This is a genomic window from uncultured Christiangramia sp., assembly GCF_913046405.1.
GTDB classification, from domain to species: domain Bacteria; phylum Bacteroidota; class Bacteroidia; order Flavobacteriales; family Flavobacteriaceae; genus Christiangramia; species Christiangramia marina.
Map to the genome: position 1 here is coordinate 19,663 of NZ_CAJWRQ010000015.1, position 16,301 is coordinate 35,963.

The 16,301-nt window shown below is 37.6% G+C and carries 17 protein-coding genes; 4 read left to right on the plus strand and 13 right to left on the minus strand.

From position 1 onward, the window contains the following. Nucleotides 1-27: 27 nt before the first annotated feature. The 5 genes from QZ620_RS03610 to QZ620_RS03630 all read right to left on the minus strand — a co-directional run bounded on the left by QZ620_RS03610 (nt 28) and on the right by QZ620_RS03630 (nt 6,499). Nucleotides 28-1,230 carry a HAMP domain-containing sensor histidine kinase gene (locus QZ620_RS03610; protein ID WP_295179181.1) on the minus strand — a complete coding sequence of 401 codons (1,203 nt, stop codon included), beginning with the start codon at nt 1,228-1,230 and terminating at the stop codon, nt 28-30. 61 nt (nt 1,231-1,291) lie between these two features. Continuing rightward, nucleotides 1,292-2,509 (minus strand): GAF domain-containing sensor histidine kinase, encoded by a 1,218-nt coding sequence (locus QZ620_RS03615; RefSeq protein WP_295179183.1) that lies wholly within the window; start codon nt 2,507-2,509, stop codon nt 1,292-1,294. A 55-nt stretch (nt 2,510-2,564) separates the two neighbouring features. Beyond that, entirely contained in the window at nt 2,565-3,335 is a 771-nt protein-coding gene (locus tag QZ620_RS03620) for a TIGR02757 family protein (RefSeq protein WP_295179185.1), read from the minus strand. After that, on the minus strand, nt 3,332-4,012 hold the full coding sequence (locus QZ620_RS03625) for an ABC transporter ATP-binding protein (protein ID WP_295179187.1): 681 nt from the start codon (nt 4,010-4,012) through the stop codon (nt 3,332-3,334). Before QZ620_RS03625 ends, QZ620_RS03620 begins: the two co-directional genes overlap by 4 nt. Before the next feature lie 51 nt (nt 4,013-4,063). After that, entirely contained in the window at nt 4,064-6,499 is a 2,436-nt protein-coding gene (locus tag QZ620_RS03630) for a DUF5916 domain-containing protein (protein WP_295179189.1), read from the minus strand. 147 nt (nt 6,500-6,646) lie between these two features. On the opposite strand from QZ620_RS03630, the gene msrA reads away from it, so the two are divergent. From msrA to QZ620_RS03645, 3 genes are read left to right on the plus strand one after another with little or no spacing between them, the layout of a single operon-like run. Further along, a complete protein-coding gene (gene msrA / locus QZ620_RS03635) occupies nt 6,647-7,210 on the plus strand; it encodes a peptide-methionine (S)-S-oxide reductase MsrA (protein WP_295179191.1) in 564 nt (187 codons plus the stop codon). Continuing rightward, nucleotides 7,200-7,796: a GTP cyclohydrolase I FolE gene (gene folE, locus QZ620_RS03640; protein ID WP_295179193.1), complete on the plus strand. Its 597-nt coding sequence runs from the start codon at nt 7,200-7,202 to the stop codon at nt 7,794-7,796. Before msrA ends, folE begins: the two co-directional genes overlap by 11 nt. Before the next feature lie 42 nt (nt 7,797-7,838). Beyond that, nucleotides 7,839-8,144 carry a hypothetical protein gene (locus tag QZ620_RS03645; protein ID WP_141877847.1) on the plus strand — a complete coding sequence of 102 codons (306 nt, stop codon included), beginning with the start codon at nt 7,839-7,841 and terminating at the stop codon, nt 8,142-8,144. A gap of 56 nt (nt 8,145-8,200) precedes the next feature. Here the strand turns inward: QZ620_RS03645 and QZ620_RS03650 are convergent, their stop codons facing one another. The 8 genes from QZ620_RS03650 to QZ620_RS03685 form a co-directional block, all read right to left on the minus strand. Further along, nucleotides 8,201-10,510 carry a TonB-dependent receptor gene (locus tag QZ620_RS03650; RefSeq protein ID WP_295179196.1) on the minus strand — a complete coding sequence of 770 codons (2,310 nt, stop codon included), beginning with the start codon at nt 10,508-10,510 and terminating at the stop codon, nt 8,201-8,203. A gap of 28 nt (nt 10,511-10,538) precedes the next feature. After that, on the minus strand, nt 10,539-10,865 hold the full coding sequence (locus QZ620_RS03655; protein ID WP_295179198.1) for a hypothetical protein: 327 nt from the start codon (nt 10,863-10,865) through the stop codon (nt 10,539-10,541). A 1-nt stretch (nt 10,866) separates the two neighbouring features. Next, a complete protein-coding gene (locus QZ620_RS03660) occupies nt 10,867-11,172 on the minus strand; it encodes a DUF6787 family protein (protein WP_295179200.1) in 306 nt (101 codons plus the stop codon). Nucleotides 11,173-11,201: 29 nt separating this feature from the next. Then, nucleotides 11,202-11,621 carry a DUF6146 family protein gene (locus QZ620_RS03665; RefSeq protein WP_295179202.1) on the minus strand — a complete coding sequence of 140 codons (420 nt, stop codon included), beginning with the start codon at nt 11,619-11,621 and terminating at the stop codon, nt 11,202-11,204. A gap of 30 nt (nt 11,622-11,651) precedes the next feature. Then, nucleotides 11,652-12,200, minus strand: coding sequence for a hypothetical protein (locus QZ620_RS03670; protein WP_295179204.1), 549 nt, complete (start codon nt 12,198-12,200; stop codon nt 11,652-11,654). A 6-nt stretch (nt 12,201-12,206) separates the two neighbouring features. Next, complete coding sequence (locus QZ620_RS03675) at nt 12,207-13,160, minus strand: D-2-hydroxyacid dehydrogenase (RefSeq protein WP_295179206.1); 954 nt, start codon at nt 13,158-13,160, stop codon at nt 12,207-12,209. A 17-nt stretch (nt 13,161-13,177) separates the two neighbouring features. Beyond that, nucleotides 13,178-14,245, minus strand: a complete 1,068-nt coding sequence (gene serC / locus QZ620_RS03680) for a 3-phosphoserine/phosphohydroxythreonine transaminase (protein ID WP_295179208.1) — start codon at nt 14,243-14,245, stop codon at nt 13,178-13,180. A gap of 74 nt (nt 14,246-14,319) precedes the next feature. Next, complete coding sequence (locus tag QZ620_RS03685; protein ID WP_295179211.1) at nt 14,320-15,378, minus strand: acyl-CoA reductase; 1,059 nt, start codon at nt 15,376-15,378, stop codon at nt 14,320-14,322. Nucleotides 15,379-15,518: 140 nt separating this feature from the next. On the opposite strand from QZ620_RS03685, the gene QZ620_RS03690 reads away from it, so the two are divergent. Next, a complete protein-coding gene (locus QZ620_RS03690) occupies nt 15,519-15,812 on the plus strand; it encodes a 4Fe-4S dicluster domain-containing protein (RefSeq protein WP_295179210.1) in 294 nt (97 codons plus the stop codon). Nucleotides 15,813-16,301: the final 489 nt, after the last annotated feature.

Sequence of the window (16,301 nt, forward strand, 5' to 3'; positions counted from 1 at the left end):
CCAAATATAGCTAAAGACTCAGAAGTTTTAGTGTCGGGGAACGCTAAATTTAAAATTACTTCCTTCACCTTCGGTAGATGAAATACTCACTTTCCCATGCATGGATTCCACTAACTTCTTCACTGTAGCAAGCCCAATTCCACTACCTACATTTCCATCGCGGTCGGCGGTATCGAGCGTAGCAAATAATTCAAAGATCTTTTCAAATCTTTCCGCAGGAATTCCGTTTCCATTATCTATAACTTCAAAGTAGTAAAATTCTTCTTCCGGAGTGAATTCGATCCTGACTTTTCTTATATCCTTATCATTATACTTCAGTGCATTACTAATCAAATTCATAAAGACCTGTGTGAGCGCCGCTTTGTTAACAGCGGTCAACTCTATATCTTCTGGGTAACTGATCTCAATATTGTTGGAAACCGTATAAAGATCTACGATAGGCTTTAAAAGCTTGCCTAAATTTACATTAGAAGCTTCTTTTTTGATGACATGATCACTGCGATAAAAGCTTAAGATACCATCAATATAATTCCGCAGAGAATAAGAGGCTTCAACCAGAAATTGCAGGTATTGGTTCGTTTCTTCATCGAATTTCTCCTTGTTTTCATCTTTAAGCAATTCACTGAGTGATATGATATTCGCAAGGGGAGATTTTAGATCATGCGATACCAGGCTCGCGAATTTCTCTAACTCCTTATACTTTTCTTCCAGTTTATTCTGAACAGTAAAAAGTTTCCGTTTCTGCTTTCTTGATTCAAATAACTTTAAGGCTTGTTTTGATAAGGCTAACAGCGCTTTTTCCTGCATGGAACTAAGCTCTTTTTCGAAGGTATCGAAAATACAGAATACCGCTATAGCATAACCATCAGGATTATATAATGGGACACCGGCATAGAAACTGTATTCAGTAGCATACATCCCTGTTGCCGACTCAAATATTTCGGGATCTTCTGAACGCTTAAGACAGAGAATAGGAGTTTTACTTTTGATCGTGAGATCACAGAAAGAGTGTTCTCGCTCGATCTCACTAATTTCGGTTCCATGTACAGATTTGTTCCAGATACGATCCCGATCAACGATGTTTATTTTGGCAACCGAAACCTCGCAGGCGACTGTGGCCAGGAATGTAAGATTATCATAATCTTCGTCTGGTCCCGTATTTACAATTTGATATTCCTTTAAAGCGGCTCGCCTTAATTTCTCATTAAAAGTGCCTGAATTTTTCTGCATTTCCCCTTACATTCTTGATTTAAAGTTATTTAAATTTAAATAACTTTTTCAGAATAAAAGCTTAAACCGGGATATTATGTCGTAAAACGCTGAACTCGAATACAGTACCTCTATTTTCTTCAGAATTAACCGTAATAGAACCTCCAAGACTGTTTACCAGCTTTTTCACTGTGGAAAGTCCAATTCCATGACCTTTCTTACCTCTACGATCCTGTTTTGCCACCGTAGTAAAAAGATCGAAGATTTTAGATTGCTGTTCCTGTGCGATACCTATCCCATTGTCACTAATTTTGAAATTGAAAAAGTGTTCGTTTTCTGTACAATCAATATCGATCACTATTTTTTCCTGATCATTGTATTTAAGACTATTATTAATCAAATTCATGAAGATCTGCCCTAAAGCTGAGGCATTTCCATCAATCAATAGATTATTATCGGGTAGATTGATCTCACAGTTATCCGCGATCTGGAGAAGATCTATAATGTCCTCCAGCATATCGTTCAAAAAGAATTCTTTTACACTATTGTCACTATGGTGTTCGTTGGAATAATGATCAAGTAAGCCGTTGATATAGTCACTTAGAGTAAGCCCGGAATCCTTAAGGTAAGAGATATATTTCGCTCCTTCTTCACCTAATTTCACAGCATACTTTGCTTTGAGAACATCTGCAGTAATGATCATATTTGCAAGAGGCATCTTAAGGTCATGAGATACAGTGCTCGCAAATTGTTGCAATACCTTATAGCTTTCATCAAGCTCTTCTTTCATTTTTTCAAGCACACTGTTGGCTCTGCGCGTTTCCAGTAAAAGCTCCACCTGTTTCCCTAAAGATTTCAACGCCATTTTCTGTTCTTCGTCCAGATGATGCTCTTTGGAATCATAAACACAAAGCGTTCCCATAGGATAGCCTTTTGGATCCAGAAGTGAAATACCTGCGTAGTAATTAATAGGTGTATCTGCAGTAACGAAAGGATTATCAAAAAAGCGTTTATCCTTAGACGCATTTGGAACTTCCAGTAAATTCTCAGGATCTGTAATGGTATGACCACAAAAGGAAACATCTCGAGTGGAACCTTTCAAATCTGTTCCATAACTGGATTTGAAAAAATTACGATCGGCATCGATCATATTTACCACCGCGATTGGCGTTTTACATATATAACTAGCGAGCCTGGTAATATTATCATAAGCCTCTTCCGGAAGAGTATCCATTATGTTGAGTTCTCGCAGAGACTCAAGTCTTTGAAGTTCATTCACTGGCTTTTCCGGAGTTATCATATAAGCATGCTGTTTTTAGGTTCAAAGAAAGATAAATATACTGATGTTAAAAATACTAAAACCGATCTTTTTCATAAACACCCAGACCAAAGAGTGCAAAATCATATTTAACGGGATCCAAGGGATCCATTTTTCTCAATTCCAAGTCGAGCTCTTTTACTGCTTTAGCATCATTCGCTTTCCTGTGCAAAATTCCGAGTTTCCTTGCAATGTTACCAGAATGAACGTCTAAAGGACAGCTAAGTTTTGCTGCAGGAATGGTTTCCCAAATGCCAAAATCCACGCCATGCTTATCCTTCCTGATCATCCAGCGCAAATACATATTAATTCTTTTTGCTGCTGAATTTTTCAGCGGATCACTTACATGTTTCTCGGTTCTTATCTGGTGAGCTAATTCGAAAAAGATCTTTTTTAGTTCATGGATGGCATTCTGAAGATCGGTTTCAGTTTGATATTTGATAAAAATATCTTCTAGTCCGCCATGCTCAAGATAAATATTCCGAAGTGCTTTTAGAAAATACTTTAGATCATTCGCATTGAAGGTGCGATGAACAAAACCTTCGAATCTTTCAAGATCCTGGTCTGAATGATTTAAAATAAAATCATAGGGCGAATGATCCATTAATTTCATCATCTTGTTAGCATTTTTTAAAATGCTTTTACGGTTTCCCCAGGCAATGGTTGCTGCCAGAAAACCCGAAATCTCAATATCTTCCTTCTTCTGAAATAAATGCGGTATACTAACCGGGTCCTCCGCAATGAATGCTGGTGTGTTGTACTGAGCCGTTTTAAAATCAAGAAATTCTTTTAATTCTGACTTTTTCAAATACTGGTTTTTATTTCAGGAGCAATTTTACCGTCTACCATCGTAAGTTTTCTATCTGCCATATTCGCCAGTTCTTCATTATGCGTAACAATCACAAAAGTTTGATCAAATTCATCTCTGAGCCTGAAAAATAACTGGTGAAGATTTTCCGCAGATTCTGAATCCAGGTTGCCTGATGGTTCATCTGCAAAGATCACTGCAGGATTGTTAATAAGACTTCTGGCTACCGCGATTCTCTGTTGTTCTCCGCCACTCAATTCTCCAGGTTTATGAGAAGCCCTGTTTGTAAGACCAAGAAATTCAAGTAATTCCATAGCGCGGTCTTCAGCCTCCTTTTTTGGAGTTTTATGGATAAATGCTGGAATGCAAATATTTTCCAATGCTGTAAATTCTGGAAGCAACTGGTGAAACTGAAAAATGAATCCTATATGCTTGTTTCTGAATTTAGAAAGTTCTCTGGATTTGAGTCCATAGATATCAGTTCCATTAATAAGAAGTTCTGAGTTTTTATCTTTTCCCGGTTTGTCCAGAGTCCCCAGGATTTGCAATAATGTGGTTTTTCCAGCACCTGAAGCTCCAACGATCGAAACGATTTCTTTCTTCTTGATATGCAGGTCTACCGACTTTAATACGTGCAGATCCCCGTAATATTTATGTATGTTCTTTGCGATTATCATGAATGCGAAATAAACATTCCGAAATTAGCCAAATTACACGCATTCCCCAAGTTAACTGCGGAATATGTTTCGGAGGTTATTGTAATCTATAAAATAAACGACTCTAAGGCTTAAATTGTGCCGTGCAGGTTTTGAAAATAAATTATCCAGGCTATCTGAATATTTGAGCTCACTAAGTTTATCTTCATTAAAAATCGAGTTTCGATACAGAAGCACGGCTTCACTACCGGGCGCAAACTGCCAGCGGTAGCTTAAATCCAGGTTCCAAATATTAAAATTCGCGTCTGGATCTCTGAAAGTATTAGTATCATAACTGGTAGGTTCAAGTTCACCTTCTGCTATCAATTTCTGGAAGGAGTTATCACCAAAACTTGCAGTAGACCAGAATTGTCTCGCACTCAAACTTAAGCCTTGTTTTGTATTGAAATTGTAATTCGCTCGAATAGAATTTTCCACGGTTTTTTGATCTCTTATTCCGAAGATGATATTGTTATTTACTTTGTTTACGAAACTAGGACGCTCTTTTTGCAATCCGTAATCAAACTCATAAACCATATTGAACCTGTCACTAAACCTGAATCTTGGTTCAATGCTCAATTCATAATAGGCATAATCTGTATCAAAATATTCTTCTACATAGATCCTGGAGTCAATTGCAAATTTCTTTCGATAATCTGATGATATAAAAAATCTTGAACTCGCAAAAGATTTGTAAGTGACATACGTATTTTCAGCCCTGGTTTCAAAATAGTCTCTAAACTTTGAGTTGAAATCCAGAGACCCTCCAAAAGCAAAACGCTCGCGAGTCATCGCAAAGAAATCTCCGCCCATTCCGGTATTAATCGTTTTGTCTGGTTTGTACCTTCGAAGGTGCTGGCCGTATAGACTAATTTGAAAATTATTGAAATTACCCTGTGGTTCAAAGATCTGGTAGGAAGTCCCCCAAAAAATATTGTTGTAATTGTTCGTAAAGTTGATACCTAGGTCGTTAATATCGAAAGTCTCGTTCGCGAACTCATGAGCAACTCTATACCTAAAATTTCCTTTCGTACGACGTGCCGCAAAATAGGAGGCAAAACCAGTAAGATTCTGTCCAGGAAGGTTGACGTTACTCATCTTTGCCTGTCCTTCAACATTAAAACTGTTCGCCTTGTTGTACACGTCAAACAGGAAGCCTGTCACATTTCCATCTCTAAAGTTTCCATCACGTGTAACATTTGTATTAATTAGTGTTATAGATGAGTTTTTATTAAACCTTTGATCCAGAACTACAATATTATAATTGGCAAGTGGCTCAGTGATCTTGGACCTTGTGTTGCCAGTTAAAGTATCACGAAATACTGCTTTCGCTTCGCTGGTAATTGCATTAAAGACTCCTATACCTAAACCACGATCTGTTCTTCCTGAAACTTTCAGCGCATTAATAAGATCTGTTCTGCTCGGATTTTCAATAATTTCCTCGCTATCAAGTCTATTGGTTTTGGCCGTGTTGAAACCAATAGGAGTACTCCCAACTCTTCTGGAATAAAATAAATTTCCTTTATTAAAAAGCTCAGTTCCTTCAGTAAAGAAAGCGCGGTTCTCACCAAAGATCTGTTCAAAAGGACCCAGATTTAATTCAACTTCGTCATAAGCTGTCTGTCCAAAGTCTGGCACTAAAGTCATATCCAAGGTAAAGGAATCATTAATACCATATTTCAGATCCATTCCGGCGTTGAAACTAAAATCATCACTGCCGTCAAAGGAGTCAAAAGCAGATTGTATAAATGGATACAGACTCAGGCGAACAGGGGGATCAATATTATTAATCCCAGTAAGTAAACCTGTGTACTGTGCCATTTGTCCTACCGACTTATTGATGTAGTTCCATACATATGTTTCATTTCTATGCGTGATCTCACGTGAAAACTGCAAGCCCCATCTTTGTTTTTCAGTTTCCGGAAATCTCAAAGCAGAATAAGGGATCTTCATTTCAAGATACCAACCATTTGCATCCTGGGAAACTGCCGACTCCCATACTACATTATAACCATAATCCTCCTGAGATCCAGTGATGCGGGCATCAGCCTGCGTTCCAGCAGAGGTTACTATAAACCTGGTCTGGTTCTCACCATCATCATAAGTGTTGATGTCCATCAAAAAATATTCAGATTGTTGAAGATTATCCCGCGGAGTAAATTGCCTTATCGTTTTATCTGGATCACATTCCTTCATGGTCGCAGCAATATAGATCGCAAGATCATCATATAAGATCTTGACTTCTGTAGCGTGGGATTCGGGAATTGGAGTACCATCTCCAGGCTCAACCATTACAAAATTTTCAGCTGTAGCAGCTTTCTTCCATATTTCTTCCGAAGCTAGTCCATCGATCTTTGGTGCTTCCTGTATACGAGTTGCCTCGTAATTTTTCCTAATTTCTGAATTTTGTGAGGATAAAATGCTGCAATTGATGATAATAATGAAAAGCAGCCAGTATTTTTTCGACATTTATTGATGAATGTTCAATATTGATATTTACGTAAAAGTAAATGCTAAAATTTTATCGGCAAAGTTTTTGATTAAATTCCCGTTAAACAAGGTATTTCTTGTTTAATTGGACCTTAAATTTGATAAACAAAAATTATATTGCAGGTTATGAATGAAGATAATTTGAAGAAAGCGACCCTTGCCGGAGGATGTTTTTGGTGTACAGAGGCTGTTTTTCAGAGATTGAATGGTGTAGAAAAAGTGGTATCAGGTTTTACAGGGGGTGCGATCAAGAATCCCGCCTACAGAGAGATCATTACAGGTCGCACCGGGCATGCAGAAGCAATACAGATTACATACGATCCAGATAAGATTGCATACAACGAATTACTGTTGGTGTTTTTTGCGACTCATGATCCAACGACACTTAACAGGCAGCAGAATGATGTTGGAACCCAATATAGAAGCGCGATATTCTTTCATGATGAAGAACAGGAGAAGATAGCGAGAAAAACCATAGAAGTTATTGAAGAAGAAAATGCGTTTGACGATCCTATCGTAACCGAAGTTACTGAAGCTTCCGCTTTTTACATTGCAGAACAGGAACATCAGGATTTTTACAATCAACACAGGCAACAACCATATTGCCAGTTTATAATTGACCCGAAAATATCAAAGCTGAAAAAGTATTTTTCAGATAAGCTGAAGCAAACTAACGATCATGGCATATAAATTTTTTGAAGAATACAACCAAAAGGTTACTGGAAAAATGAAACAGAGTTTTCAGGACATCATTGTGGGCGTTGGAGAAAATCCCGAACGAGAAGGAATCGTTAAGACTCCTGAAAGAGCTGCCAAAGCAATGCAATTCTTAACTCAGGGATATAAAATGGATGCGGAAAAAATTCTGAACAAAGCTATGTTTTCTGAAGATTATGATGAAATGGTAGTGGTGAAGGATATAGAATTATATTCACTTTGCGAACATCATATGCTGCCATTCTTCGGAAAAGCTCATATAGCATACATCCCTAACGGAAAGATCGTAGGACTGAGTAAGCTTCCTCGTGTCGTGGACGTTTTTGCCCGAAGGTTACAGGTACAGGAGAGACTAACCCATGATATTCTGGAATGTTTGAACAATACACTGCAGCCTCAGGGAGTAGCTGTAGTGATCGAAGCGGTCCATATGTGTATGATGATGCGCGGAGTGCAAAAGCAGAACAGTGCCACCACAACATCGGGTTTCCGTGGTCAGTTCAAAGAAATTGAAACCAGGAATGAGTTCCTGAAACTTATAAGCTCCAACCTAAAATAGATTTGGCACCTTATTTGCTTTTAAATAGTCAAAACAAAAAGCATGAAGCTATTTAAAAATAAATTATTTGCAAAAGGTCTGGTATACGACCTTGTAGGGATGGCAACTGTTGCAATTCCATTCGTAGGTCCATTTCTGGATTTACTATGGGCGCCATATGCTGCTAAAAAGATGAGAGATATGTATCCGGGTAGAAAAGGTAAATTAGCCTCCGTACTCGTTTTTATTGAAGAGATCCTTCCAGGAACTGATATAATTCCAACATTTACATTAATGTATCTATACACCTATGTTTGGAAGAAGGAACCTATGATGCAACCACAGGTAATCGAAGTAGAAAGTTACTAGGATTTACCAGATATAAATTAAAAAGGGCTACTAATTTCAGTAGCCCTTTTTTTTATTTAAATATGAATATTAGCAGAGAGCATTATGTTTCTCCCTATATTAGATATGCTATCATTCTTTAATCGGGACAGGTGTGAAAAATAATTCTTATCAAATAGATTGTTTACACTTAGTCGCAATTCAAATAACGCGCTGTTTGTTCTAAGCTCAGTTCCGGCACCCAGATTCACCAGGCTGTAACCACCAGTTCGGGTTTCAAAACTGCCAGGGTTTTCCTGATCATACACATTCTTTAGTGCTATAAAACTATAAGAACCCGATAATAACTTCCCTTTATCAAACTCAACCCTGAATGTATTCGTAAGAGAATTTGCTGGAATTAAAGGAAGGTAATCATCATTATCCAGTTTTCCGGTTACTGTTTCAAAGCTACTTTCCAGGTGAAGCCAGTCCAATGGATGTGGGTGAAGGTGGATACCTACTTCGCCACCATACAATTTAGCGTCATCTTGCTGATAACGAAATACTTTCTCGTCATCTATAATTTCTCCTGACGGACTTATAAATATATAGTCCTTTACATTATTAGAAAACCCATTTACAAAAGCTTCGAAATGTTGATTTCTCCATTCCACGGCAAGATCAATCTGGAAGTTCTGTTCATTATCCAGATCAGGATTTCCAATCTCGTATCTGTTAGCACCATTGTGAGAACCATTAGAGGTTAGTTCAGATAAATTAGGCGCTCTAAAGCCACTGGCAAGATTTAACCTGGCGGTAAGATATTCGGTAATATCCAATTTTGCACCTAAAGCTCCATTAAAGCTATTGAACTGTCGATCTACTTCATCAAGTATATCACCGTCCTCTGCGATATAAGATTCCGTTTCAATAGACCTATTATCATATCGAATTCCTCCTTGAATGTCAATTCGTGGTAAGTGATAATGAGCAGTGGCGAATACACCAAAGTCAGTAGTTGTCGCATCAGGTATTAGAATTTCCTCACCAAAATTCTCGTTGCTTTGCCACATTCCCTGTACTCCGGCAATAACGTCCAGGTTATCGAACTTGGGGAAATTGTATTTTAGATTATAGTTCAAAGTTTCTAAATGCATCTCAAGAGCTGGTTCATCGCCTTCATGCTCCTCATCTCCATGCTCTTCACCTTCGTGTTCTTCCTCTTCATGCTCTTCGCCCTCGTGTTCTTCGTCCTCTTCACCTTCATGATCTTCGTGATGATGGTGGTCTTCAAATTCCTGGCGATCGTTAAACTGGTAACCAACTTTCAGGTCGATACTGGAATTATTCAGATAGAACTTGTTATCAAGACTCAGGATATGGTTGTCAATATTCTGGTAGGGTAGAAGTGGCTGTTTATTAGTGGATTGAACACCCAGTTCTTCCGGAATACCAATTTCTGAATTATTAAAGTTGTATCGTAGATCTCCTTTATAAACACTATTCTGGAAACCAATTCCCGCTTTGATATCTTTCTCATTGAAACGAGTATTGGTAACTCTTTCTCCATCTCCCGTTTCATAATCACTATGAGCAGCATAACTTCCTCGTGTAATAAACTTTAGTCGATCACCAGCAGTAGAAGCCATTAAACTAGTTTGATACCCTAGCGTATTTGTAAAATAATCTGACTCCAGACTTGCTTTCGTGCTATTCTCATAGGCGTATCTTTCGGGATTCAGATATAAAACTCCACCAATTGCATCACTTCCGTAGAGTAAAGAGGCAGGTCCTTTTATAACTTCCACGCTGGCAATCCCTTTAGAGCTAATTCCCAACCCATGCTCATCGCCGTATTGCTGATTCTCTAAACGAACTCCCTGAGTATACACTAGCACACGATTAGAACTCAATCCTCTAATTACTGGTTTTCCAATACCCAATCCAGTCGTTAGATTTTCAACTCCCGCTATTTGAGTAATTCCTTCGGAAAGGTTTACAGCTCCATTTTTAGAAAGTTCAGAAACACTTTCACGTTCCACCTTCATCACATTATCGCTTTGTAATTGGTGAAAAGGTGTGGATACTATTACCTCTTCCATTTCTATTGCTGAAGGTTTTAAAGTAATGGTTATATCCTGGGAAGGTAGAACCACATCCTGGGTATAACTGGCATATCCTATGGAGGAAATTACCATTCTGAAATTCCCGCTAGGCAGATCTGATATTTTAAAATTACCATCAAGATCTGTCATCGTCCCTCTTTCAAGAGCAGGGAAATAGATATTTGCACTAAGAACTGGTTCCTGAGTATCCTGATCGGTGATTTTTCCGCTCAGGGATTTCTGTCCATATATAATAGACTGCACTGCCAATAGCAGTGTCAATAGCATTGTGTTATGCATTAAAATATTTTAAATGATTAAAACTGAATTATCCTGTAATAGATAAAGCAGGTGGACCACGTAGCTCATAGCACAATGGTTCATAATCATTTAAAAATCGATAATAATCGTAGGTAAGAGTAGAGGTATAGATGACCTCAGCAAATTCAAAACTCTGGACGTCCAGAGATATAATTGGATTCTTTTGAAACTTATGAAGTTCGCAATCTAAAGACTTATCATGATAATGCTGATCTGCATATTTATCACATAATTTATGTCCATGGTCAGAGAATGTATGCGAAAAACTCACTCCTGTAGGAAGCAGTATGAGGACTGCCGTAAATAGTAGAAGTATGTTCTTCAGTAAAGCCATATTATGAATTGAACATTTTAGCGAAACCCAGCCTGCTCAACATTTTCTTTTCGAAAGCCCAGAAAAATTGAAATTGACCAAAGATCCAACCAAAACTAACCAGTAATACCTGGTAGATTGGAAAGATCAATAAAATTCGAAGTGTCCAGTAAATGCTCCAGTGTGTAGTTTCAGATGTGATTCCCAGGAATTCACAGAGCGGGCCGGCAATTTTCGCAGAGGAAGAACCCGTAATGGCAAATACCAATAATATGATAAAAAGCTGCCAGTTATCATCAATTCCCCATCTAGCCTTCAGTTTTTTCATACGGCAAATATACGATTTTGCTTAAAAAATCAAATTCGTGTAGGAACACTAAATCGTTGGTTGTAATGCCTGCTGAAAAAAACAAAATAATTGTACAGCAAATAATTTACCTCATACCCATAATCAATGTTCGAATCGTAGTTTATTTGATTAATATATAAATTAGGATCGTAGGTTTGTGGTTGCATAACCCTCGTATTATATTCAGTAACCAGAAATTGGTTTTTATTTTCCAGATAAGACTGCGTATGATATCCTCTCGGTCGAGCATAAGAATTGATGAACAAATTGAATCCTGGTTCAATGATAATTATTTCATATTCAAGACTATCATTGGCGATACGAACAGTATCATTAGTTGCATCCCTGTCCTTAAAATCTCTGGATCTACCGGAGCCACAACTATAAATAAATAAGGCCAGTAGGCAAATGTAAATTAGATTCTTCATAATAATTTAATTAGCTGCAATAAGCATTCCCTATTTCCCTCCTGTAAAACTTTCTAAAATACTGTCTTCGGAAGAGTCTTTATCTTCCAGAGCAATTCTTCCGGCAGGTTTGATAAGATCTGCGGAATCATTTGATCCGCTCGTAATTACTTTTAAAAATTCTTCTGAAGCTTTTTCAGAAGCACCTAATAACGTTTGTTTAATTTCAGTAAGCTCCAATTTGCCGTCTAGAGATAGGATTTCAGAAATGATCGAAACGGTAATGTTTTCAGCAATAGTTATAAATTTTTGTGAACTATGAGACTCTACCTTGAATGTATCTTCCAGTAATGAGTTCATCACCTTTTTATTTTCCGAAGAGATAATAGAACTTTCCCTCAGTAAATCGTCAAACTTCGAATCACTGAATTTTGCCAGCGCTGTTCTGGATTTAGATAGTTCGACTCTTGAAATAGTCCACGGCAATAGGCTTGCAAAAATTTCCAGGACCAATTCATTATCAAGTTTTAACTCCGCATGAGTATTTTGGATTAGCTCTTTACCCTTTGAAATTTTGAAAAGATCCAGAATATTTGCCATTGCCTTCTATTTTTTAAATATTTTGATAATTTGATGTGCCAGTTCTTCTCCAATTCTTTCCTGAGCCTCACTAGTTGCAGCACCAATATGCGGACTAAGAGAAATACTTTCGTTCATCAACAATTTTATAGCTGGGGAAGGTTCGTTCTCAAAAGTATCCAAAGCAGCAAAAGAAACCTTTTCATCTTCGATCGCATTCAGAAGCGCTTCTTCATCTAAAATACCGCCACGAGCGGTGTTAATGATTCCCACACCTATTTTCATTTTATCAAATTCAGCTTTACCAATAATTGGTTTAGACTGTGCGGGAACATGTAAACTGATGAAATCTGCATGTTCTATTAGCTGCTCTACAGGTTCAGTCTTAATAGGAATGGTAACCTTCTGGTCAGTATAGAAATCCAGTGTGATCTCGGTTTCTCCAACTTCCTTATCGCTGGCAACCACACGCATACCAACTCCTAAAGCAATTTTAGCCACTTCACGACCAATTCTGCCCAGACCTATAATTCCAAGTGTTTTGCCACGCAATTCAGACCCTCCGGCATAGGATTTTTTGAGATCCTTAAATCTGGAATCACCTTCCAAAGGCATATTTCTATTGGAATCATGCAATTTTCTGGCACCTCCAAAAAGATGAGCAAAAACAAGTTCTGCCACGGAAGCTGATGAAGCTTCAGGAGTGTTGATCACGGTAATACCTTTACTCCGCGCGTATTCCACATCGATATTGTCCATCCCGACACCGCCACGTCCAATAACTTTAAGATGTATACAATTATCTATAATATTCTTGCGAACCTCTGTAGCACTGCGTACAAGAAGTACGCTAATACCATTATTCTTTAAGTAATCTTCCAGTTGATCCTGGGCAACTTTTTTTATGATGACTTCAAAGCCGGCATCCTTTAATAGTTGTACACCACTTTGTGATAAACCGTCATTTGCTAATACTTTCATTCTAATTTATGTCTGGATTAGTTTATTTCTTTTTCTAATTTCTGCATGAGATCTACTACTACCTGCACACTTTCAATTGATAATGCATTATACATGGATGCTCGGTATCCACCCACACTTCTATGTCCGCTAAGACCATTCACGCCAGCATCCTTCCACAATTTATCGAATTGATCTTTATGAGCCTCATCTTTAAGGTTGAAAGTAGGGTTCATTGGGGACCTGTCTTCTTTAGCGGCAAAGCCTTCGAATAAAGGATTACGATCAATTTCGTCATATAAAAGAGCTGCTTTCTCTGCATTTCTTTTTTCCATGGCAGCGATACCACCATTCTTTTTGATCCATCGCATGGTAAGCATGGAAACATATACCGCGTAAACAGGAGGTGTATTAAACATACTATCCTTTGAGATATGCACCTGATAATCCATCATGCTTGGGATCTGCCGGTCAACATTGCCCAAGATATTTTCTTTTACAACGACAAGAACAGTTCCGGCTGGTCCCATATTCTTTTGGGCTCCGGCATAAATAAGATCAAAATCTTCAAAATTAAGTTGTCTAGAAAATATATCACTACTCATGTCGCAAACGATGGGAACATCAGTTTTTGGAAATTCCTTTATCTGTGTTCCAAAAATTGTATTGTTACTAGTGCAGTGAAAATAGTCTGCATCTTCAGGAATTGAATAGTCTTTCGGAATATAATTAAAGTTCTTGTCTTTTGAAGATGCTACTTCGATCACCTCACCAAATAATTTGGCTTCCTTGATCGCCTTGGAGGACCATGTACCGGTATTAAGGTAGGCCGCTTTGCTATCCAGTAAATTATAAGCGGTCATTAAAAATTGCATACTCGCGCCTCCCTGAAGAAAAAGTGCTTTATAACCTTTATCCTGTAACCCTAAAAGTTCAAGAGCTAAATTCTGGGCCTCTTCCATAACCGACACGAAATCTGCACTACGGTGAGAAATCTCCAGTATCGAAAGACCAGAGTTATTAAAATCCAGAATCGATTGGGAAGCTTCCTGAAATACTTCCTGTGGTAATATGCACGGACCTGCGCTGAAATTATGCTTTTTCATTAGTGTGTATTATAAGTGTGTATTCACAAAGATGCCAAATTTAGAAGGTCTTTGCTGTTATCGAAATGATAAGATTAAAGTTTACTAAGGAATTCTATAGTATCAATATTGTCTGCGTAATCCCACAATTCTGGTTTTTGTGTTTTACCAAATGCAACTTCATTAGGCTTTGGATTTTTCCTTACTATACACTGCAATTTCTCGGAATTGGATTCTAGAACTTCTTTCAGGTTATCCTCATCCTTGTAGGTCTGGTAAAATACTGTTGCGATTGGAGAACCAAAACTTTCATCCTCTTTCAGCATTAAAAAACCATTATCAAGGATCTTGTATTCGCTCATTAAATAAACTGCCTTGTTGTAATCATAATTATTGGCATATTTATTTTCGTTGATAATAGTATTCCAGGAATACATAGCCTTGAAGAACTGGTCAAAATCATATCCTTCAGGCACATACAATTTAGATACATTACGACATCCTAAACCATAATAAAGAAAGATGTCCTCACTTAAAGCCTCAAGTTCTTCTTTAGATTCATTACCAGTAAGGATAGCTATAGAATTCCTGTTCTTGCGAACAATGCTTGGTTTTCCTTTAAAGTAATATTCAAAATACCGGGCAGTATTATCACTTCCTGTGGCGATCACCGCATCAAAATTCTCTAGTTTCCCTTTGGTGAATTCTATCCGGTTCTTATATTCTGAATTCTGCTCGATAAGAAATCGAGCGATAAGAGGTAGTAATAGCTCATCACTGGAGGATTGTTTTATCTGTACTTTGTGATCACAGATGATCGTGGAAATAAAATCATGGAAACCAACCAGCGGAATATTTCCAGCCATAACAATCCCAATTTTTTTTCCACCAGAATTGGAAAGATCATAGCGACCTATCCATTTTTTAATATTCTCAAATTTTAATGCTTCGCTCCACTGCTGAAGTGAGAATATAATATTTTCCCGGGTAAACCATCCGTTATGATGAATGGAAGCATCGATCTTCTCATGCATTTCGTTAGTAAGCTCATCTAATTCTGAAAAATCTGGATGTCTTTGAACTCCATCGTTCTGAAACTGACCTAGAAATTTTCCTAATGCAACAAGGTTTGAAGTATGCTCTTCGATTGTCATGTTCATATTTGGTTATGAGGGTGGCCTATCTTAAATTTGTGCAGCGAAATTAAAGTTTCCGAAGCTATTAACCATAATTTTCTCTAAAAGCTCAGGTCTTTTTTCGCTCAGTACTTAAATTTACCAATAAAAACAGAGCTATGGCAATTGTAATAACCGATGAATGTATAAACTGCGGTGCATGTGAACCAGAGTGTCCTAACACGGCAATTTACGAAGGTGCAGATGACTGGAGATATGCAGATGGAACCGATTTAGAAGGTGATGTGGTACTTCCCGGAGGGAAAGAAGCCAACGCAAATGAAGCTCAGGAACCTATAAGCGACGAAATTTACTATATAGTACCAGATAAATGTACCGAGTGTAAAGGTTTTCACGAAGAACCTCAATGTGCGGCAGTTTGTCCAGTAGATTGTTGTGTTCCAGATGATTGATGACGATAAACAGTTCCTTTATCCCAGAATCTTCCTTTCTGGATGGGTGTATCATCATCAGCATACGTTTCTCTGCCCAAATACACTGCTCCTTTAACACCTTCATCGTCACTTTTAGGAAAGTTTCCTGCTTTTGCCTTTATGTAACACTTTTCGCATAATGGTTTTGTCTGTGGTGGATTAAAATATGAAAATATCTGTCTTGGTTTGACATCGGGATTATCAATGCGTCCATTCCTTCATACTCATTAGACCAATCAGTACATCGATACATATATGAAATAAAAAACAAATTCCCAGAATCTAATGCTGCAAAAAATATAGAAAAATATATTAATGAAATCTCCTATTAACCTATTTTAAATGGGATTATCTTTTGAATACAAAAAAAACTTAAAAGAATTTGCTAAAGGATTGAAATTTGGGATAGTTGTTTCTAAATGGAATCAAAAAATAACTACAAATCTTCTAAACGCTACTATAGAAACC

Coding starts and splice junctions, on each gene's coding strand:
- QZ620_RS03610 (WP_295179181.1), bottom strand. CDS start 1,230: ATGCAGAAAAATTCAGGCACTTTTAATGAGAAATTAAGGCGAGCCGCT.
- QZ620_RS03615 (WP_295179183.1), bottom strand. CDS start 2,509: ATGATAACTCCGGAAAAGCCAGTGAATGAACTTCAAAGACTTGAGTCT.
- QZ620_RS03625 (WP_295179187.1), bottom strand. CDS start 4,012: ATGATAATCGCAAAGAACATACATAAATATTACGGGGATCTGCACGTA.
- QZ620_RS03630 (WP_295179189.1), bottom strand. CDS start 6,499: ATGTCGAAAAAATACTGGCTGCTTTTCATTATTATCATCAATTGCAGC.
- msrA (WP_295179191.1), top strand. CDS start 6,647: ATGAATGAAGATAATTTGAAGAAAGCGACCCTTGCCGGAGGATGTTTT.
- folE (WP_295179193.1), top strand. CDS start 7,200: ATGGCATATAAATTTTTTGAAGAATACAACCAAAAGGTTACTGGAAAA.
- QZ620_RS03645 (WP_141877847.1), top strand. CDS start 7,839: ATGAAGCTATTTAAAAATAAATTATTTGCAAAAGGTCTGGTATACGAC.
- QZ620_RS03650 (WP_295179196.1), bottom strand. CDS start 10,510: ATGCATAACACAATGCTATTGACACTGCTATTGGCAGTGCAGTCTATT.
- QZ620_RS03655 (WP_295179198.1), bottom strand. CDS start 10,865: ATGGCTTTACTGAAGAACATACTTCTACTATTTACGGCAGTCCTCATA.
- QZ620_RS03660 (WP_295179200.1), bottom strand. CDS start 11,172: ATGAAAAAACTGAAGGCTAGATGGGGAATTGATGATAACTGGCAGCTT.
- QZ620_RS03665 (WP_295179202.1), bottom strand. CDS start 11,621: ATGAAGAATCTAATTTACATTTGCCTACTGGCCTTATTTATTTATAGT.
- QZ620_RS03670 (WP_295179204.1), bottom strand. CDS start 12,200: ATGGCAAATATTCTGGATCTTTTCAAAATTTCAAAGGGTAAAGAGCTA.
- QZ620_RS03675 (WP_295179206.1), bottom strand. CDS start 13,160: ATGAAAGTATTAGCAAATGACGGTTTATCACAAAGTGGTGTACAACTA.
- serC (WP_295179208.1), bottom strand. CDS start 14,245: ATGAAAAAGCATAATTTCAGCGCAGGTCCGTGCATATTACCACAGGAA.
- QZ620_RS03685 (WP_295179211.1), bottom strand. CDS start 15,378: ATGACAATCGAAGAGCATACTTCAAACCTTGTTGCATTAGGAAAATTT.
- QZ620_RS03690 (WP_295179210.1), top strand. CDS start 15,519: ATGGCAATTGTAATAACCGATGAATGTATAAACTGCGGTGCATGTGAA.